General features: G+C 66.4%; 22 protein-coding genes and 1 tRNA gene. 16 read left to right on the forward strand and 7 right to left on the reverse strand.

Going from position 1 to position 19,130, the window contains the following annotated elements; all coding sequences use genetic code 11:
- Positions 1-120 precede the first annotated feature (120 nt).
- Positions 121-594, reverse strand: coding sequence for a MarR family winged helix-turn-helix transcriptional regulator (locus tag AC6EI8_RS14195; protein ID WP_149319105.1), 474 nt, complete (start codon positions 592-594; stop codon positions 121-123).
- 210 nt (positions 595-804) lie between these two features.
- Between AC6EI8_RS14195 and typA the strand changes: the two genes are divergently transcribed.
- Complete coding sequence (typA, locus tag AC6EI8_RS14200; protein ID WP_023264592.1) at positions 805-2,625, forward strand: translational GTPase TypA; 1,821 nt, start codon at positions 805-807, stop codon at positions 2,623-2,625.
- A gap of 102 nt (positions 2,626-2,727) precedes the next feature.
- Here typA and AC6EI8_RS14205 read toward each other — a convergent pair whose 3' ends face one another.
- Positions 2,728-3,078, reverse strand: a complete 351-nt coding sequence (locus AC6EI8_RS14205; protein WP_149319104.1) for a VOC family protein — start codon at positions 3,076-3,078, stop codon at positions 2,728-2,730.
- A 270-nt stretch (positions 3,079-3,348) separates the two neighbouring features.
- On the opposite strand from AC6EI8_RS14205, the gene AC6EI8_RS14210 reads away from it, so the two are divergent.
- From AC6EI8_RS14210 to AC6EI8_RS14240, 7 genes are all read left to right on the forward strand, one after another.
- The gene (locus AC6EI8_RS14210; RefSeq protein ID WP_498382218.1) at positions 3,349-4,983 is read left to right on the forward strand and encodes a methyl-accepting chemotaxis protein; all 1,635 of its coding nucleotides are present in this window, start codon (positions 3,349-3,351) and stop codon (positions 4,981-4,983) included.
- Between the two features lie 132 nt (positions 4,984-5,115).
- Complete coding sequence (locus AC6EI8_RS14215; RefSeq protein ID WP_149319102.1) at positions 5,116-6,198, forward strand: enoyl-CoA hydratase/isomerase family protein; 1,083 nt, start codon at positions 5,116-5,118, stop codon at positions 6,196-6,198.
- A 173-nt stretch (positions 6,199-6,371) separates the two neighbouring features.
- Positions 6,372-6,932, forward strand: a complete 561-nt coding sequence (locus tag AC6EI8_RS14220) for an NADPH-dependent FMN reductase (protein WP_149319101.1) — start codon at positions 6,372-6,374, stop codon at positions 6,930-6,932.
- Positions 6,933-7,015: 83 nt separating this feature from the next.
- On the forward strand, positions 7,016-7,345 hold the full coding sequence (locus AC6EI8_RS14225; RefSeq protein WP_149319100.1) for a hypothetical protein: 330 nt from the start codon (positions 7,016-7,018) through the stop codon (positions 7,343-7,345).
- A 361-nt stretch (positions 7,346-7,706) separates the two neighbouring features.
- A complete protein-coding gene (dusA, locus tag AC6EI8_RS14230) occupies positions 7,707-8,762 on the forward strand; it encodes a tRNA dihydrouridine(20/20a) synthase DusA (protein ID WP_498382219.1) in 1,056 nt (351 codons plus the stop codon).
- Between the two features lie 803 nt (positions 8,763-9,565).
- Entirely contained in the window at positions 9,566-9,817 is a 252-nt protein-coding gene (locus AC6EI8_RS14235; RefSeq protein WP_149319098.1) for a hypothetical protein, read from the forward strand.
- Between the two features lie 108 nt (positions 9,818-9,925).
- Positions 9,926-10,001: transfer RNA gene (locus tag AC6EI8_RS14240), tRNA-His, on the forward strand.
- A gap of 87 nt (positions 10,002-10,088) precedes the next feature.
- Here the strand turns inward: AC6EI8_RS14240 and AC6EI8_RS14245 are convergent.
- The 3 genes from AC6EI8_RS14245 to lexA all read right to left on the reverse strand — a co-directional run bounded on the left by AC6EI8_RS14245 (position 10,089) and on the right by lexA (position 11,461).
- Positions 10,089-10,238 carry a hypothetical protein gene (locus tag AC6EI8_RS14245; protein ID WP_190286435.1) on the reverse strand — a complete coding sequence of 50 codons (150 nt, stop codon included), beginning with the start codon at positions 10,236-10,238 and terminating at the stop codon, positions 10,089-10,091.
- A 269-nt stretch (positions 10,239-10,507) separates the two neighbouring features.
- On the reverse strand, positions 10,508-10,681 hold the full coding sequence (locus AC6EI8_RS14250; protein ID WP_023265037.1) for a hypothetical protein: 174 nt from the start codon (positions 10,679-10,681) through the stop codon (positions 10,508-10,510).
- A gap of 123 nt (positions 10,682-10,804) precedes the next feature.
- The gene (gene lexA, locus AC6EI8_RS14255) at positions 10,805-11,461 is read right to left on the reverse strand and encodes a transcriptional repressor LexA (protein ID WP_149319097.1); all 657 of its coding nucleotides are present in this window, start codon (positions 11,459-11,461) and stop codon (positions 10,805-10,807) included.
- Between the two features lie 268 nt (positions 11,462-11,729).
- On the opposite strand from lexA, the gene AC6EI8_RS14260 reads away from it, so the two are divergent.
- The 8 genes from AC6EI8_RS14260 to AC6EI8_RS14295 all read left to right on the forward strand — a co-directional run bounded on the left by AC6EI8_RS14260 (position 11,730) and on the right by AC6EI8_RS14295 (position 17,830).
- On the forward strand, positions 11,730-12,725 hold the full coding sequence (locus tag AC6EI8_RS14260) for an asparaginase (protein WP_498382220.1): 996 nt from the start codon (positions 11,730-11,732) through the stop codon (positions 12,723-12,725).
- A 148-nt stretch (positions 12,726-12,873) separates the two neighbouring features.
- Positions 12,874-13,248 carry a 30S ribosomal protein S6 gene (gene rpsF / locus AC6EI8_RS14265; protein ID WP_149319095.1) on the forward strand — a complete coding sequence of 125 codons (375 nt, stop codon included), beginning with the start codon at positions 12,874-12,876 and terminating at the stop codon, positions 13,246-13,248.
- A gap of 65 nt (positions 13,249-13,313) precedes the next feature.
- Complete coding sequence (priB, locus tag AC6EI8_RS14270) at positions 13,314-13,613, forward strand: primosomal replication protein N (protein ID WP_498382221.1); 300 nt, start codon at positions 13,314-13,316, stop codon at positions 13,611-13,613.
- Positions 13,614-13,616: 3 nt separating this feature from the next.
- A complete protein-coding gene (gene rpsR, locus AC6EI8_RS14275) occupies positions 13,617-13,895 on the forward strand; it encodes a 30S ribosomal protein S18 (protein ID WP_006575387.1) in 279 nt (92 codons plus the stop codon).
- A gap of 27 nt (positions 13,896-13,922) precedes the next feature.
- Positions 13,923-14,375, forward strand: coding sequence for a 50S ribosomal protein L9 (gene rplI / locus AC6EI8_RS14280; RefSeq protein WP_149319093.1), 453 nt, complete (start codon positions 13,923-13,925; stop codon positions 14,373-14,375).
- A gap of 211 nt (positions 14,376-14,586) precedes the next feature.
- Positions 14,587-15,978, forward strand: coding sequence for a replicative DNA helicase (locus AC6EI8_RS14285; protein WP_149319092.1), 1,392 nt, complete (start codon positions 14,587-14,589; stop codon positions 15,976-15,978).
- Positions 15,979-16,171: 193 nt separating this feature from the next.
- Positions 16,172-16,798 (forward strand): DUF47 domain-containing protein, encoded by a 627-nt coding sequence (locus AC6EI8_RS14290; protein ID WP_006575384.1) that lies wholly within the window; start codon positions 16,172-16,174, stop codon positions 16,796-16,798.
- A gap of 21 nt (positions 16,799-16,819) precedes the next feature.
- Positions 16,820-17,830 carry an inorganic phosphate transporter gene (locus AC6EI8_RS14295; protein ID WP_149319091.1) on the forward strand — a complete coding sequence of 337 codons (1,011 nt, stop codon included), beginning with the start codon at positions 16,820-16,822 and terminating at the stop codon, positions 17,828-17,830.
- Between the two features lie 135 nt (positions 17,831-17,965).
- Here AC6EI8_RS14295 and AC6EI8_RS14300 read toward each other — a convergent pair whose 3' ends face one another.
- Both AC6EI8_RS14300 and AC6EI8_RS14305 read right to left on the reverse strand, forming a co-directional pair.
- A complete protein-coding gene (locus tag AC6EI8_RS14300) occupies positions 17,966-18,712 on the reverse strand; it encodes a C40 family peptidase (protein WP_149319090.1) in 747 nt (248 codons plus the stop codon).
- A 63-nt stretch (positions 18,713-18,775) separates the two neighbouring features.
- Positions 18,776-19,130 (reverse strand): hypothetical protein (locus AC6EI8_RS14305; protein ID WP_498382222.1); only part of this gene is annotated, 355 nt, incomplete at its 5' end.

A 19,130-nucleotide genomic window follows, 5' to 3' on the forward strand; every position in this document is an offset into this window, starting at 1 on the left:
TTGATGGTTCATGTTGGGCGACAACGAAATGCCGAAAATGCGAGGGCGGCGGTCGGGTGCCGATGGCACGGACCGCGGCGGCGAATCTGGCCGGCTGGCGGCGGGAGGCTGGCTAGGGCGCTATCCGGTGTTGTTGGCGATCACCCGCTGCAACATGTCGCGGAACTGGGCGATCTCGGCCTCGGTGAAGCCGCGGAAGCGCCGGTTCAGCACGCGGCAGAAGATCGCGGGCAGCTGGTCGACCAGCGCGTGGCCGGCCGGCGTGACGCGCAGGTCGACGATGCGCCGGTCGGCGTCGCTGCGCTGCCGCTCGACCAGGCCGCGTTTTTCCATGCGGCTGATCAGGCGCGTGACCGAGCCCATATCGGTGTTCAGCTCCCGGCCCAGATCCGTCACCGTACGGGCGCGGCCGTGAGCCAGCATCACCAGGCAGGAGGCCTGGGCGTGCGTGATATCCAGCGCGCCGACCTCCTGCTCGACGTCGCGCGACAGTTCGCCCTTGGCCCGCGCCATCAGATAGCCGACGCTGTCGCAGATCCGATAGGAGGCGGGATCGAAGGGGAAGGTGTCGTCGGTGCCCGGGGCGTTCATCATTTGCCTATGCAATCTTTGTCGTGGCAAATATATGCACGTGCTGAGAAAACCGCAAGAACGTCAATTCGTCATTTCTGATTTGGAAATAGTGCGCTGCAAGCCCTTGCAGCAACGCGATAGACAGACCGAACGGCCGCCCGCAGTTTTGCGTCGCAACATGCTAGAATGGCGGGTTGAATTTTTGATGCCCAGCTGCAAGCGAGAGCCGCAATGACCCGCGCAATCCGCAATATCGCCATCATCGCCCACGTCGATCATGGCAAGACCACCCTGGTGGACCAACTCCTGCGCCAGGCAGGCACCTTCCGTGAGAACCAGCAGGTTGCGGAGCGGGTGATGGACTCGAACGACCTGGAAAAAGAACGCGGGATCACCATCCTGGCGAAGAACTGTGCGGTCGAGTACAACGGCACCCATATCAATATCGTCGACACCCCGGGCCACGCCGACTTCGGTGGCGAGGTCGAACGCGTGCTGTCGATGGTCGACGGCGTGCTGCTGCTGGTCGACGCGGTCGAAGGCCCGATGCCGCAGACCCGCTTCGTCACGCGCAAGGCGCTGGCGCTGGGCCTGAAGCCGATCGTCGTGATCAACAAGATCGACCGTCCGGGCGCCCGTCCGGACTGGGTCATCAACCAGACCTTCGACCTGTTCGACAAGCTGGGCGCGACCGACGAGCAGCTCGACTTCCCGGTGATCTACGCCTCGGGCCTGAACGGCTACGCCGGCCTCACCGAGGATGTGCGCGACGGCGACATGAAGCCGCTGTTCGAGACCGTGCTCGACAAGGTGCCGGTCCGTAACGACGACCCGGACGGTCCGCTGCAGCTGCAGATCATCTCGCTGGACTACTCGAGCTACGTCGGCAAGATCGGCGTCGGCCGTATTTCGCGCGGCCGCGCCCGTCCGCTGCAGGACGTGGTGGTCAAGTTCGGCCCCGAGGGCAACCCGATCAAGGGCCGCATCAACCAGGTGCTGAAGTTCCGCGGCCTGGAGCGCGAGATCGTGCCCGAGGCCGAGGCCGGCGACATCGTGCTGATCAACGGCATCGAGGAACTGGGTATTGGCTGCACCGTCTGCGCGCCCGACGCGCAGGACGCGCTGCCGATGCTGAAGGTCGACGAGCCCACGCTGACGATGAACTTCTGTGTCAACACCTCGCCGCTGGCGGGCCGCGAAGGCAAGTTCGTCACGAGCCGCCAGCTGCGCGAACGCCTGGACCGCGAACTGAAGTCCAACGTGGCGCTGCGCGTGGCCGAAACCGGCGACGACACCGTGTTCGAAGTGTCGGGCCGCGGCGAACTGCACCTGACCATCCTGCTGGAAAACATGCGCCGGGAAGGCTACGAGCTGGCCGTGTCGCGCCCGCGCGTGGTGTTCAAGGAAATCGACGGCGTCAAGCACGAGCCGTACGAGCTGCTGACGGTCGACGTCGAGGACGGCCACCAGGGCGCCGTGATGGAAGAGCTGGGCCGCCGCAAGGGCGAACTGCTCGACATGGCGTCGGACGGCAAGGGCCGTACCCGCCTGGAATACCGCATCCCGGCCCGCGGCCTGATCGGCTTCCAGGGCGAGTTCCTGACGCTGACGCGCGGCACCGGCCTGATCTCGCACATCTTCGACGACTACGCGCCGGTGCGCGAGGGCGGCCTGGGCGAGCGCCACAACGGCGTGCTGATCTCGCAGGACGATGGCGAGGCCGTGGCCTACGCGCTGTGGAAGCTGCAGGATCGCGGCCGCATGTTCGTCAAGCCGGGCGACCCGCTGTACGAAGGCATGATCATCGGCATCCACAGCCGCGACAACGACCTGGTCGTGAACCCGATCAAGGGCAAGCAGCTGACCAACGTGCGCGCCTCGGGTACCGACGAAGCGGTGCGCCTGGTGCCGCCGATCCAGATGACGCTCGAATACGCGGTGGAATTCATCGCCGACGACGAGCTGGTCGAGATTACGCCGAAGAGCATCCGCCTGCGCAAGCGCTTCCTGAAGGAACACGAGCGCAAGCGCGCGTCGCGCGAAGGCGCATAAGCGCAAGCGATACGTTGCCCGCAAGGGGAAGGGCCGAGTCCTGTGGTGAACGGGACTCGGCCCTTGTCGTTTGTGGGCGCCGAGGCGGGGAGGACGCCGTCCTCAGAGGTGGCAGAGGATGTTCACCAGCCTGCCGAACGGATCGCGCACGAAGAAGCGCCGCACGCCCCAGGGCTCCTCGGCGATGCCGTATTCGATCCGCAAGCCCGCTTGCACGGCCCTGGCGTGGACCTCGTCGAGGTTGTCGACCTCGATCGACAGATCGGGCACCGGGGTACCGGAGCCGCCCTCGGTCGCGATGCTGATCTGCGGCGTGGTGTCTTGCCCGGTCGCATAGGTCCGGATCCAGCCGTGATCCATCACGACTGCCATGCCAAGCAGGTCGCCATAGAAGGCCTGGGCCGCCTCGATGTTCGGGGCGGCGATGTTTGCGACGACTCGCTTGACGGTCATGGTGGCTCTCCGACGATGGTATCCGGCGATTCTACGGCCCATCGTCCGCTTCGATAAGCCGGCCGCGATGGGCAGTGCGCGATGGGCAATGCGCGATGGGCAATGCGCGATGGGCAATGCGCGATGGGCAATGCGCGATGGGCGATCCGATTCGTGCATCCGCCGGATACACAGTCTTTCCTTTCCATGCCGTCAAGGAACGCGCCGGCGCGCCGTTGATAGCGGGGCGGCAAACATGCCGTGATCGCACGATAAGAACGGGGAGCTGGAATGTTTCGCAACACCACCATTGGCGCCAGATTGTGGAGCCTCATTGTCGTTACCAATTTGATCCTGCTGATCGTCGGCGCCTTTGGCTGGCTCGGCATGTCGCGCAGCAACGACGCGACGCGGCAGATCCATCAGCATCAGCTGGCCGCCGCGATGCATCTGTCCGAGGCGCGCGCAAACCAGTTGCTGGTGCGCGTGCTGCTCGACCAGGCGACGTTCGCCACCGATCCGGCCGATGCGCTGGCGCGTGCCGATACCGCGGCCGGATTCGCGCGGGCCTCGGAGACGGCGTGGAAGGCCTATCTGGCACTGCCGCGCGGCACGGAGGAAGACCGCGCTGCCGAGCTGGTGTCGGCGCGCCGCGAGGCGCTGCACAAGCAAGGGGTCGAGCCGATGATCGCCGCGCTGAAGGCGGGCGATCGCGAGCGCGTGATGGCGCTGGTGCTCGAGACCATTCCGAAGCTCGATATCGCCTTCACGTCGGCCAATGCCGAGCTGAACAAGCTGCAGACGGCAGCGGCCGAGTCCGTCTATCAGGAGTCGCAACATCGCTATGCGAAGCTGCGCGCGTGGTCGCTGGTGCTGCTGGCGCTGGGCCTGGCGTTCAGCACCATCTTTGCGTGGCGGCTGCGCGGCTCGATCGTCGGCCCGCTCGAGACCGCGATCGCGCGTTTCGAGCGGATCGCGCGTGGGGATTTGAGCGCGGCGCGCGCCCTCGATACGCCCGGGCAGCAGGGTCATCGTGCTGCGGATAGCGGGGCCGGCATCGCACAAGAGGTGAGCCGCAACGAGGTCGGCCGCAACGAGGCCAGCCGCAACGAGACCGGCCGCATGCTCGCCATGCTGGCCCGGATGGAAGCGAGTCTGGCGGGCATGGTCGGCGAGGTGCGCACCGGCGCCGACGCCATCGCCGCGGCGAGCCGGCAGATCGCGCTGGGCAACGCCGATCTGTCCCAGCGCACCGAAGAGCAGGCGGCCTCGCTCGAGCAGACCGCCTCGAGCATGGAGCAACTGACCGGCACGGTACGGCAGACCGCGGACAATGCGCGCGAAGCGAATGCGCTGGCGGGCGACGCCAGCGGGCTGGCGGAGCGGGGCGGGGAAGCGGTGACGCGCGTGGTCGGCACCATGCGGGCAATCGACGCCAGCGCCAACCGGATCGTCGACATCATCGACGTGATCGAGAAGATCGCCTTCCAGACCAACATCCTCGCGCTGAACGCCGCGGTCGAGGCCGCGCGTGCCGGCGAGCATGGCCGCGGCTTCGCGGTGGTGGCGGGCGACGTGCGCGATCTGGCGCAGCGTTGTGCGACCGCGTCGAAGGAAATCCGCGGGCTGATCGACGAATCGGTGCGCAATGTTCGCGCCGGCAGCGATATCGTCGCCGATGCCGGCCGCGCGATGGAGGACATCGTCGGCGCGGTGCGCCGCGTCAGCGCGATCGTCGGCGGCATCAGCGCCGCCTCGATGGAGCAGTCGCAGGGCATCGAGCAGGTGAATCAGGCGGTCACGCAGATGGACGGCATGACCCAGCAGAATGCCGCGCTGGTCGAAGAGGCGGCCGCCGCGGCGACCTCGCTGGAGGACCAGGCGCAGCGGCTGACCGGCCTGATGGCGCGTTTCCGACTTGCCTGAATTGGCCGGCATCCCCAGACATCCCCGGGGTCCCCTGGCATACCTCGGTATCCTCCCGGCGTTACGGACTGCGGGCCGGCATGGCTGGTGTACAGTGGCGGCCTGCATTTCGTCACCACAGGAACAGGAGACATGACCGAGTTTGTTGCAACCGAAGTCGTCGGCGGTGTCGGCTATCTGACGCTGACCCGGCCCCAGGCCCTCAATGCCCTGTCGCTCGACATGGTGCGCGCCTTGACGCAGGCGCTGGACCAGTGGGCGGCCGATCCCGGCGTGGTCGCCGTGGTGGTCGCCGGTGCGGGCGGCAAGGCCTTCTGCGCGGGCGGCGACATCCGTTTCTTCCATCAGGCCGCGCTCGCCGGCGATCCGACGCTGGACCAGTTCTTTGTCGAGGAATACGCGCTCAATCACAAGATCCACCGCTATCCGAAGCCCTATATCGCGCTGATGGACGGCGTGGTGATGGGCGGCGGCATGGGCATCTCGCAGGGCGCGCGGCGGCGCCTGGTCACCGAGCGCACCAAGATGGCGATGCCCGAGACCAATATCGGGCTGTTTCCGGACGTGGGCGGCGGCTGGTTCCTGGCCCGCACCCCGGGCCGCCTGGGCGAGTACCTGGGCCTGACCGGCAACGTGATTCACGCGGCCGACGCGCTGTACGCCGGCCTGGCCGACGCCTTCGTGCCGAGCAACGCGCTGGCCGAGCTGGTGGCGTCGCTGCGCGCCGGCAACTTTGCCAGTGGCGACGAAGTGCTGGCCGCGATCGATGCCTGCAGCGCCGGGCATCGCGCCGCCTGCGATCCGGCCGCGAGCATGCTGGCGCGCCAGCGCGAGGCAATCGACGGGGCCTTCGGCGCCGCCACGGTCCAGCAGATCGTTGCCATCGTCAGCGATGCCAGCGACGACTGGTCCGCTCAGACGGCCGCCGCCTTGCGTACCCGCTCCCCGCTGATGCTGTGCGTGACGCTGGAGCAGATCCGCCGCGCGCGGACCATGGCGCTCGAGGACGAGCTGCGCATGGAGCTCGACATGATGCATGACGTGTTCCGCTACGGCGACGGCGTCGAGGGCATCCGTGCGCTGGCGATCGACAAGGACCACGCGCCGAAGTGGCGGCCGGCCCGGCTCGACGAGGTCGAGCGCAACAAGGTGCTCGCCTTCTTCGACAGTCCGTGGCGCGCCGAGGCGCATCCGCTGGCCGGATTGCAGGCCTGAGCGGACGCGCGCGCCGGTGCGGGCTGGGTGCGCGCCCGATGCCTCGGGCAGGCGCGCGCACGGCCGACGCCACATCGGGTTAGAGTGTGGTCTGGGCGCCGGCCGGAGATGGCCGGTCCCGCCGTTTTTCGGCAGTCTTTCCTTTCCCCGTCTCTCTCAGAAAAGGAAGCACGATGAGCACTCCACGCGACGTCGCGGTACTGGTGGGCAGTCTCCGCAAGGATTCCTTCAATCGCAAGCTGGCATTGGCGCTGGCGCAGCTGGCCCCGGCCGAGCTCAAGCTCGACATCGTCGAGATCGGTCAGCTGCCGCTCTACAACCAGGACGACGATGACAACCCGCCGGCGGCCTGGACCGCTTTCCGCGACCGGATCCGCCGCGCCGACGCGGTGCTGTTCGTGACCCCCGAGTACAACCGCTCGGTGCCCGCGCCGCTGAAGAATGCCATCGACGTGGGGTCGCGTCCCTATGGGCAGAGCGCCTGGGATCGCAAGCCGGGGGCGGTAATCAGCGCCTCGCCGGGCGCCATCGGCGGGTTTGGCGCCAACCACCATCTGCGCCAGTCGCTGGTGTTTCTCAATGTGCCGGTGCTCCAGATGCCGGAGGCCTATATCGGTGGTGTCGACAAGCTGTTCGATGCGCAGGGCAATATCGGCAATGAATCGACACGTGCCTTTCTGGGCAAATTCCTGACGACCTTTGCGGCCTGGGTGGAGCGCAACGCCGCAAGCTGACCGTGACGGCGCGGCCGCCGCCTCGGCCCCCACTCTCGTAGGGGAGGCCTAAAGATGGCGAAAACCGCGCCGACAATGCTGATATGGATGCAAGCGACAATTCCTCCGACTTCCCGGAAGGTGCGGCCAACGCCGAACTGGTCGGGTGCTGGGCCACTGCCTCGCCGCAGTTGCTGGCCACCGTGCTGAACCACGCCATCGACGCCGAAGACCTGTCCGGCTTCGCGGCGCTGCTGTCCGACATCGCCCGCGACCGCGGGCTCAAGGGCAACCGCGGCGCGCACCAGTCGATCTACGACATGCCGTATTCGAGCCTGCTGCCACGCCAGCAGCACCTGCTGGCCGATGCCTTCGACCTGTTCGTCAAGCTGGGGCTGGAACTGCAGCCGCGGCAGCAGCGGCTGAACGACTGAGCGCGCTGAGCCGCTGAGCCGCTGAGCCGCTGAGCCGCTGAGCCGCTGAGCCGCTGAGCCGCTGAGCCGCTGAGCCGCTGAGCCGCTGAGCCGTTGAGTCGCTGAGCCGCTGAGCCGCTGAGGGGGCTGAGGGCGCTGAGGGCGCTGAGGGGGCTGAGGGGGCTGAGGGGGCTGAGGGGCGGAGCAGCTTGTGTCACTGCGCCGACTTGCCTCCCGCCGGCGGCGCGGCGGCGCTGTCCCCGGGCGGCCCGTCCGACGCCCATTGCCGCGTGAAGACGGAGGGCGATGCGATGCGCCTCCGGGTGGTAAACTTCCGGGTTTTCCTCGTTCCCGTCGAAGGACGGGATAGACGACCCAAGTCATGTCCGAATCGCTAGCCGCCAGCGCGGCGCCGGCTTCGGCAGGTCCGCAGAAAGTCAATCCGCGGCGCATTTCGGTGGCGCCCATGATGGACTGGACTGACCGCCACTGCCGCACCTTCCATCGCCACCTGAGCCGCCACACCTGGTTGTATACCGAGATGGTGACGACCGGTGCGCTGCTGCATGGCGATGTCGCGCGCCATCTGGACTTCGATGCGGCCGAGCAGCCGGTCGCCCTGCAACTGGGCGGCAGCGAGCCGGCCGATCTGGCGGCCTCGGCCCGCCTGGGGGAGCGCTGGGGCTATGCCGAGATCAACCTGAATTGCGGTTGCCCGTCCGAGCGGGTCCAGCGCGGGGCGTTCGGCGCCTGCCTGATGGCCGAGCCGCAACTGGTGGCGGACTGCGTGCGCGCCATGCGCGACGCGGTGTCGGTGCCGGTCACCGTCAAGCACCGGATCGGCATCGACACGATCGAGCATTACGATTTTGTCCGCGATTTCGTCGGCACGATCGCGGAGGCGGGTTGCCAGACCTTTATCGTCCATGCGCGCAACGCGATCCTGAAAGGGCTGAGCCCGAAGGAGAACCGCGAGATTCCGCCGCTGCGCTATGAGGTGGCCTACCAGCTGAAGCGGGAATTCCCCCAGCTCGAAATCCTGATCAATGGCGGCATCACGCGCTACGACGAGATCGACGCTCACCTGCAGCATGTCGACGGCGTGATGATCGGTCGGGAGGCCTATCACCAGCCGTTCCTGCTGGCGGAGGTGGATCGCCGCTACTACGGCGATACCGCGCCGTCGCCTTCACGTCTCGACGCCGAACTGGCGATGCAGCGTTATATCGGCGATCTGGTGGAGCGGGGCGGTTATATGGGCGCGGCGACGCGGCATATGCTCGGCCTGTATCGCGGCGTGCCCGGCGGGCGGGGCTGGCGGCGTGTGCTGTCCGACGCGCGCCGGATGAATGCAATCCGTACGCGGGACGGTGTCGATGCGCTGTTCGAGGAGGCGCGTAGCCATCTGCATGCGGAGCGGCCGCTGCAGGCGGCATGATTGGCGGCCGGGAGTCGGGAGTCGGGAGTCGGGAGTCGGGAGTCGGCAGTCGGCAGTCGGCAGTCGGCAGTCGGTGAGGGGCCGTTGCTGGAGAGGCAGTCGCTGACAGGCAGTCGCTGACCGGTAGTCCGTGACAAGGAGCCGGTGACCGGTACCGGTGACAGGTGATCGGCAGCCGAGCAGTCGGCGCTCGGCGGTCGAGCGGCGGTAGATGGCCGCCGCCGATTGGAGTGCAGACTCTAATTTCGAATCGGGCATGGTCCCGCACCCGCCGTGCCGCCGCGTTGCAGCCACTTTCCGCGCCAGTGCAGGCGATAGCAGGCACCAGGAAAGGGATTCCCCTAGATAGCCAAGCCGATTCCGATTTTCTTAAACTGTCTGTGCCCTCGAATACAGGGCTTTCTTCAACTGATTTTGGAGCCCGCCTAGTGCGGGCTTTTTTTGTCCTGGAGCCGGGCGTGTCCGGGGTCGGTCGCCGGTCCTTTCGTTTACCCGAATAGTGCTTGGCGGCGATGACAGTTACATTGCAATTGCCTTCAGGGCATTGAGATCGCAAGAGTTTAAGAGTCCGCCGTGTGCGGACTTTTTTTTGCACCGCATTTCCCCGCCGCTTCCGCCTTCTGCTTTCCCTTCCTCCGCCGTCCGCCCCGTTTCCCTCCCGCCTTGCCGCTGCCGGCGTGATGCCGTCGAGCAACGTCCCCGCGAATCATTCTCGTTTGCCTGCTGCAAAGAGGTGACCCCCCAACCGGGTGATGGCAAGATGTAGCCAAAAACGACAAGAAGGTCTGGCCTCGGAGGGTGGAATGGAAGAAGACGGCTTGTTTGGTGTCGCGTTCGAAGGCTTCCGCGTCGTCTGGGTGGTCGAGCGGTTGCAGAACGGTACCTGGACCGCCCGCTACTGCTGGCATCGCGGCACGGATGCGGCCGCGGCCGCGGCACTGCAGACCGATGTGCTGAACGGCAGGAGCCGAAGACTGCCTGGTACGTATCAGTCCGAGGAAGAAACGATCGAGGCGATCCGCGAGGCGATCCGCCTCGAAGCCCGCTGGTCCTGATGCGCCGTTCGACTACGCACGAAAATTTTTGTGCGTAGTACTAGCCATCGCCAAACGAAGTTTGTATAATCTTGGTTTCCGTCGAGCAGTACTGACGACGGCGCTACGGTGGCTGTAGCTCAGTTGGTAGAGTCCAGGATTGTGATTCCTGTCGTCGTGGGTTCGAGTCCCATCAGCCACCCCAAGATCCCATGCAAAACAGCCGCTCATCGAGCGGCTGTTTTGCTTTGTGGCGAGCATCATCGGGCGGGCCAGCGCCTCAAGTCGGTCCTCAAACCAGCCTTGCAGCGGCCTTGGTGATCGTCCACCCGACACCCATGCACAAGGCGATCCAACCCGCTGCGATCAGCGCCACGTCGTGCCAGTTCATGGTGCGGCGACCGGGGCGAAGCAGCTTGACGGTGTCGTCTGACGAAGGCATGGCCGTCTCCTTCGAAAAGCATGGGAACAGGCTAGGCCATGCCTCAACGAATTCACGGTCCGAGTTGTAAAGGTTTGTTGCGATGCGCGAGAGCCGTCGCTTTCGATCGGGCTGCCATATCCCGCGTCTCGCGCGGACGCGCGCGCAGGCGCTCAACGCAGTCGATCTTGTCGCTGCGATCGCACGAACGCGGCTTGCCTCGCACGTTCGAATTCACGCGCCAGACCTCCCGCGCTCAACCGCACGCGATCAACTTCACGCGTTCAACTTCACGCATTCAACTTCACCCCCGGCTGATCGAGTTCGAGCATCCGGCAGATCGCGGCCATGCTGCCGACCATGGTGCGGCGCTGCGCGCCCTGGTAGATGCGGACACCTTTGGACTGGCGGAACGGCGTGGGCTTGACGGGGTAGCGGGTCAGGGAGCGGTCGGCTTGCAGCATGGTGGTCCTCTTCGGTAAGGCGTCAGCGGAAGTCTTGCGGCAACACGGGGCCCTGCGGCTCGTGTGGCTGCATGACTGAGGTTGGCGCCAAGGCGGCGGCGCCTGCCGGATTGCTTCGTTGGGCTAGAAGCCGGACTGGCGGATCAGTCCGACGGCGATGCCTTCAAGCGAGAATTCCTCGCGTCCGGGCCGCACGATGATGTTGGCGAAGTCCGGGTTCTCGGCGATCAGCTCGATCGCGTCGCCGCGATGCTTGAGCCGTTTGACGGTCACGTCCTCGCCGATGCGTGCCACCACGATCTTGCCGTTGGCGGCATCCTGCGCGCGTTTGACCGCGAGCAGGTCGCCATCGAAGATGCCGGCGTCGCGCATGCTCATGCCGCGTACGCGCAGCAGGTAGTCGGGGCGTTCGTCGAAGACCGAGGCGTCGACCTGGTATTGCCGGTCGATATGCTCGGCCGCCAGGATCGGGCTGCCGGCGGCGACACGGCCGACCAGTGGCAGCGTCAGCTGCATCACGCCGGCCATCGGCAGCGAGAACTGGTCCGGCATTTCGGAGTCGCTGCGATTGACCTTGAGCCGGATGCCGCGCGAGGCGCCGGGCGTCAGCTCGATCACGCCCTTGCGAGCCAGCGCGCGCAGATGTTCTTCGGCCGAGTTCGGCGACGAAAAGCCGAATTCCGCAGCGATCTCGGCGCGGGTCGGCGGAATGCCGGTCTGCCGGATGGTGTTGCGGATCAGGTCGAAGATCTGCTGCTGCCGGGGTGTCAGAGTCGCCATGGCTTGTCCGTGTTGTTGTATCCGGTGGCGGTCCGGCCGGTGGCGCGCGCTGCGAAGCGTGCAGGCCGTCGGTGGCCGCCATGTGCAACACTGTACGTTTGAACAGTGTGCTGTGATTTTATACAGTATCGATCGAAGTGCAAGAGGAATTTGCATCCTCGTCCACTTTCGGGGCCGGACGGTCGGGCTGCGGGGCAGGGCAAGACCGTAGGGGAGCGGGCCGTCGCGGCGGGTACAATCGCCGCCTGTTTACGGATATCTCGTGCCCATGACCTTGCCTCGCGTGATCGTTCTTGCCACTGGCGGCACCATCGCCGGTTCCTCGTCCAGCGCCGCCAGCAGCGCGCGTTATCAGGCGGCGACCGTGCCGGTGTCGGCACTGCTCGAGGCTGTCCCGGCGCTGAAGGACGTCGCGCGGATCGAGGCGGAGCAGGTCGCGCAGATCGACAGCAAGGACATGTCGTTCGGCCTGTGGGCGCGGCTGGCCGCGCGGGTCCACCACTGGTCCACGCAGGACGACGTGGCCGGCATCGTGATCACGCACGGCACCGATTCGCTCGAAGAAACGGCGATGCTGCTGCATCTTGCCGGCGTGGCCAGCGTGCCGGTGGTGCTGACCGCGGCGATGCGGCCGGCGACCTCGCTGTCGGCGGATGGCCCCCTGAACCTGCTCGATGCCGTACGCGTCGCGGCGCATCCCGACGCGGCGGGCAAGGGCGTGCTGGTGGTCATCAATCAGGAGATTCATGCAGGACGCGACGCGGTCAAGGCGCACACCTCGGCCGTCGACGCGTTCGCCTCTCCGGGCACCGGGCCGATCGGGCTGGTGCAGGACGCGCTGGTGCGCTTCACGCGTGCGCCGCTGCGTCTGCCCCGGCAGGCCCTGCCGCTGCCGCAGAACTGGCCCGCGGTCGAGATCGTCGCCAGCTATGCGCAGCCGGGCCGCGTGGTGGTCGATGCGCTGGTCGCCAGCGGAGTGCGGGGCCTGGTGGTCGCGGCGGCCGGCAATGGATCGATCCACGAGACGCTGGTGGCAGCGCTTGTCGATGCGGCGCGCGCCGGTGTCGCGGTGGTGCGCAGCACGCGCACCGGTGCCGGTAATGTGATTGCCCCGGCGCAGCCGAATCCGGCGGCAGGGGCCTTCGTATCGGCCGGCGATCTGAATCCGTACAAGGCCCGGGTCGCGCTGCTGCTGGCGCTTGGCGCCGATCCCGCGCTGGCCGGCGATCCGGTGCGTTTGCAGCAGTTCTTCGCGCAGATCTGAGGCTGGCGGCGCAAGCCGGAGCGCCGCAGATCCAGCCGGGACCTCATGCGGCTTGCCGCCGTGGCCGTTCCGGGCTATACTCGCGGGCTATTTAACCCTTGCTGCACCGGACTTGGCGCCCGGGCGGCTTATCCCAAAAGGAGCGTCAATGCGTCATTACGAAATCGTATTCATCGTCCATCCGGACCAGAGCGAGCAAGTGCCGGCCATGATCGAGCGTTACAAGACGCTGGTCACGTCGCAGAACGGCCAGGTGCACCGCGTGGAAGACTGGGGCCGTCGTCAACTGGCCTACATGATCCAGAAGCTGGCCAAGGCTCACTACGTTTGCCTGAACATCGAGTGCGGCAAGGACACGCTGGCTGAGCTCGAGCACGCGTTCAAGTTCAACGACGCCGTGCTGCGCCACCTGATCGTCCAGACGAAGAAGGCCGAGACCGGCCCGTCGCCGATGATGAAGGAAGTCCAGCGCGAAGAAGCCCGCAAGGCTTCGCAGCAAACCAGCGAAGGCCAGGCCGCCTGAGTGCGGTCTGCTGTGTGCGGTTCGCTCCGGCATGACCGGGGCGGCATGCGAGAGGCGGTGGCGCGATGAACCAGCTGAGGCTGCACGCCACCCTCGTCGAGCGCGACGCGTTGCGCTACACGCCGGCCGGCGTCCCCGTCGTCAATTGCCTTCTGCAATACGGCGGCGAGGTGGTCGAGGCGCAGACGCCGCGGCAGGTCGAGTTCGCGATCGCCGCGATGGGCGTCGGTCCGGTCGGCCAGCACCTGGAGCGCACGCCGCTCGGCACGGTGCTCGAGTGCGAAGGCTTTCTCGCCCGCAGGCACCGCAACAGCAAGGCTCTCGTCTTTCACATCACTGGATGTAAAGCATTCGTAAAGGATTGAACCATGGCATTCGTCAAACGTGACAACAAGAACAAGAAGCGCTTCCAGCAGCAGAACCCGCTGTTCAAGCGCAAGCGCTTCTGCCGCTTCACCGTGGCCGGCGTCGAACAGATCGACTACAAGGATCTGGACACGCTGAAGGACTTCATCGGCGACAACGGCAAGATCACGCCGGCTCGTCTGACCGGCACCAAGGCGCACTATCAGCGTCAGCTCGACACGGCAATCAAGCGCGCCCGCTTCCTGGCGCTGCTGCCGTACACCGACCTGCACAAGAACTGATCGCCTGGTCGCTAAGGAGAAAACACGATGCAAGTCATTCTGCTGGAAAAAGTCGTCAACCTGGGCAACCTGGGTGACATCGTTCGCGTCAAGGATGGTTACGCCCGTAACTTCCTGATCCCGTCCAAGCGTGCCCGCCGCGCGACGCAGACCGCCATCGCCGAGTTCGAGGCCAAGCGCGCCGAGCTGGAAAAGGCCGCCGCCGAGAAGCTGGCCGCCGCGCAAGCCGAAGGCGAGAAGCTGAGCGGCCTGACCGTCCAGATCACGCAGAAGTCGGGCGTGGACGGCCGTCTGTTCGGCTCGGTGACCAACGCCGACATCGCCGAAGCGCTGGCTGGCCAGGGCTTCAAGGTCGAGAAGGCGCAGGTTCGTCTGCCGAACGGTCCGCTGAAGATGGTCGGCGACTATCCGATCAGCGTGTCGCTGCACACGGACGTCGCGGTCGACATCACCGTCTCGGTGCTGGGCGAGCACGTCTAAGCCTGCCGGCCGCGACCGGCGCGACATCCGTTCGCGCCGCCGCGGCCCGGCCAGGCCAGCAAAAGGCAGGAGCAGGCTGACAGCCGCTTCTGCCTTTTTTCTTTGTGGCGCCCGCACGCATGCGCGTTGTGCGCGGCGCCACCATCATCGGGTCCTCCGCCGGCCGAGATTCGCTCGGCCATGCGCGGGCGGGCCGCTATAATTGCCCCCCATGAACGCGCCCGTCGCCGATCCCCAACTCGACAATCTCAAAGTCCCGCCGCATTCCATCGAGGCCGAGCAATCGGTGCTGGGTGGCCTGCTGCTGGATAACGCGGCCTGGGACCGCATCGCCGATTTCCTGTCAGAGGCGGACTTCTATCGCTTCGACCACCGGATGATCTTCCAGAGCATCGCGCGGCTGATCTCGGACACCAAGCCGGCCGACGTGATCACGGTCTACGAGATGCTGCAGGTGGCCGGCAAGGCCGAGGAGGTCGGCGGTCTCGCCTATCTGAACTCGCTGGCGCAGAACACGCCGAGCGCGGCCAATATCCGCCGCTACGCGGAGATCGTGCGTGAGCGCTCGGTGCTGCGCAAGCTGGTCACGGTGGCCGACGACATCGCGACCTCGGCCTTTGCGCCGAAGGGCCGCGAGGTGCGCGAGCTGCTGGACGAGGCCGAATCCAAGGTCTTTGCGATCGCCGAGGAAGGCTCGCGCGGGCAGAAGGGTTTCCAGGAGATCCAGCCGCTGCTGACGCAGGTGGTGGAACGGATCGACGAGCTCTATCACCGCGACACCAATACCGATGTCACCGGCGTGCCGACCGGCTTTCTCGACCTGGACCGGATGACCAGCGGCATGCAGCCGGGCGACCTGATCATCGTCGCCGGCCGTCCGTCGATGGGCAAGACCGCGTTCTCGCTGAACATCGGCGAGCACGTCGCGGTCGAGCAGGGCCTGCCGGTGGCGGTGTTCTCGATGGAAATGGCCGGCACGCAGCTGGCCATGCGTATGCTGGGCTCGGTCGGCCGCCTCGACCAGCATCGCCTGCGCACCGGCCGGCTGCTCGACGAGGACTGGCCGCGGCTGACGCATGCGATCCAGCGGATGAACGACGCGCAGCTGTTCATCGACGAGACGCCGGCGCTGAACCCGATGGAGCTGCGCGCGCGTTCGCGCCGGCTGGCGCGCCAATGCGGCCAGCTCGGCCTGATCATCATCGACTACCTGCAGCTGATGTCGGGCTCGGGCGGCGGCGAGAACCGCGCCACCGAGATCTCGGAAATCTCGCGTTCGCTCAAGGGCCTGGCCAAGGAGCTCAACTGCCCGGTGATCGCGCTGTCGCAGCTGAACCGCAGCCTGGAGCAGCGTCCCAACAAGCGTCCCGTGATGTCCGACCTGCGCGAATCGGGCGCCATCGAACAGGATGCCGACGTGATCCTGTTCATCTATCGCGACGAGGTCTACAACCCGGACTCGCAGGACAAGGGCACCGCCGAAATCATCATCGGCAAGCAGCGTAACGGTCCGATCGGTACCGTGCGGCTGACCTTCCTGGGCCAGTTCACCAAGTTCGACAACTTCAGCGGCGGCCCGGCGTTCTTCGACAACGATACCTGACCGCGCGGGCGCGGCAGGCGGGTGGCGCGCTGTCGTGTTGCGCCACACAAAGCGTACGTCACGCGCCGACTACCCTGTAGAATATTGCTTTTCCGTGACAGCCGGCGGCAACGCCGGCTGTTGCGCAATCTCTCCCGCAATCCAGTCATTCCCAACGAGACGGCGCGCCAGCGCGCCGCGACAAGGAACAGCCATGTTCGGCCGATTCATGCCCACCGAGGGCAAGTTCTTCGAATACTTCAACCAGCACGCCGACTGCGCGGTCACTGCATCGCGCGAACTGGAAACGCTGATCAACGATCTCGGCAATGCCGAAGCCCACGCGCGGCGCGTGCAGGCCACCGAGAAGAAGGCGGACCGGATCACGCACGACACCATCGATCTGCTGCACAAGACCTTCATCACGCCGCTCGACCGGGACGAGATCCACAAGCTGATCACGACCATGGACGACATCCTCGACCTGATGGAGGACGTGGCCGAGACCATCACGCTGTACGACGTCACCAGCCTGACCGACGAGGCCCGCAAGCTCGCCTCGATCTGCGTGCAGTGCTGCGAACTGGTCAAGATCGCGGTCGGCCTGCTCGAGGACATGGGCAACGCCAGCACGATCCTGAAGACGGCCCAGCAGATCGATCAGCTCGAATCCGAGGCTGACCGGTTGATGCGCGGGGCGATTTCCAAGCTGTTCCGCGACGAGACCGACGTCAAGCGGCTGATCAAGATGAAGGCCATCTTCGAACAGCTCGAGACGATCACGGACAAGTGCGAGGACGTGGCCAACATCATCGAAGGCATCGTGCTGGAAAACGCCTGAGCGCGCCCACCGGAACTCCGCATGCAGACTGTACAAATGAGCTTGTGGGTGATCGTCCTGCTGGTGACGCTCGCTCTGCTGTTCGATTTCATGAACGGCTTTCACGATGCCGCGAACTCGATCGCGACCGTGGTATCGACCGGCGTGCTCAAGCCCCATCACGCAGTGGCGCTGGCCGCCGTCTGCAACGTGATCGCGATCTTCGTCTTCCATCTGAAGGTGGCGGCCACGGTCGGCACGGGCACCATCGACGTCAATATCGTCGACCACTATGTGGTCTTCGGCGCCCTGGTCGGGGCGATCGCGTGGAACCTGATCACCTGGTACTACGGCATCCCGTCCTCGTCCTCGCACGCGCTGATCGGCGGCCTGGTGGGCGCGGCGGTCGCCAAGGCGGGCACCGGCGCACTGGTCGCCAGCGGCCTGCTGAAGACCGTGGCATTCATCCTGATCTCCCCGCTGGCGGGCATGCTGCTCGGCTCGCTGCTGATGCTGGTGGTCGGCTGGACCTTCTTCCGTACGCCGCCGTCGCGCGTGGACCGCTGGTTCCGCCGCCTGCAGCTGGTGTCGGCCTCGCTCTACAGCCTGGGCCACGGCGGCAATGACGCGCAGAAGACCATCGGCATCATCTGGATGCTGCTGATCGCCAGCGGCCACGTGATGCAGAGCGACAGCGCGCCGCCGACCTGGGTCATCGTCAGCTGCTACGTCGCGATCGGCATGGGCACGCTGTTCGGCGGCTGGCGCATCGTGCGGACCATGGGCCAGAAGATCACCAAGCTCAAGCCGGTGGGCGGCTTCTGCGCAGAGACGGGCGGCGCGATCTCGCTGTTCCTCGCGTCCACGCTGGGCGTGCCGGTCTCGACCACGCATACGATCACCGGCGCCATCGTCGGTGTCGGCTCGGTGCGCAAGACCTCGGCGGTGCGCTGGGGCGTGGCCGGCAACATCGTCTGGGCCTGGGTGCTGACCATTCCGGCGTCGGCCTTCATGGCGGCGATCGCCTGGTGGATCGGGCGGCATCTGCTGTGAGGCTCGCCCGCAAGGGCAGGCGATGAAAGACAAGGCCAGGCATTTGCCTGGCCTTTGTCATTGGGGCTCCGTTTTTCGGCTGGGCGCCGGTCCACCGGCTCAGTGTGCCGTGGGCCAAGGCCAAGGCCAAGCGACTCAGCGATTGGCGAAGGCGGCGATCGGATCGTCGTCTTCCGGGACCGGCGCCGGGGCGGGCGCCGGCGAAGGCGCTGCGGGCGGCGGCGGGGAGACGGGCACAGCCGGCACCGCCTGCGGAACCGGCGTGCTCGGCGCGACCGGTACCGCGGCGTTGGCGATGCGCCGCGCGCCGTTGTAACGCGACGCCCAATAGGACTTGGTCATGTCCTCCAGCCGCACGGTGCCGCCGCTCGACGGCGCGTGCACGAAGCGGTTCTGACCGACGTAGATGCCGACATGCGAGTTCGCCCGCCCCGTGGTGTTGAAGAACACCAGATCGCCCGAGGCCACCTGATCGCGCGATAGCGGCGTGCCGCGCGTGCCCATCGCCTCGGTGGTGCGCGGCAGATTGACGTTGGCCGCGCGCGACACCACGTAGCGGACCAGGCCGCTGCAGTCGAAGCCGGAATCGGGCGTATTGCCGCCGTAGCGGTAGGGCGTGCCGACCAGCGACATCGCCTGGATCGAGATCTCTTCGAGGCCGGCGCTCGGCTCGACGATCGGCGCGCGCGGCGTGTTGCGGGCATGGCCGCCATGGCGCGAGGGCGGCGTGCTGGCGCAGGCCGCCAGCAGCAGGGCGAGGGCGCCCACCAGCAGCCGGCGCGTGTCAATCACCGCGGATCGAATCGACGACAGCGTCGAAGGAAGCGTCGAGGGAAGCGTCGAAGGAAGCGAAGAAGGAAGGCCGGTGCTGGTCGATCGCATGGACTGGTGGGCCAGCCGGTGCGGTCCTTCGACCGGGCATCGCTGCGCGCGATGCCCGGATGGCTACCAGCGCAACTGCGCGTCGTAGGTGCCGGTGCCGACGGTCATGGACTTGGGCTGGCCGTTGTAAGTGGCGTGCACATTGTAGCGGCCCTCCGGCGCCTTGATCAGGCAGCGTGGCCCTTCGGTACGAAATCGCGCCACTTCGTGGCCTTCGCGCATCAGTCGGACCTCGACATCGGCCAGGTATTCACCGGTCGCGCCCTGCGTAAACAGCACGCCCATGTTGAACTGTTTCTGGCGTGCGGCCAGCCGCCGTTGCTCGTCCTCGCCGACGCCGCCGCAGACATAGCTGACCGCGCCGACGGTGCGGATCACCGGCTCGTTGACCGGTGGCGCGACCACTGGCGCAGGGGCT

This window comes from Cupriavidus sp. R6-3 (genome assembly GCF_059772245.1).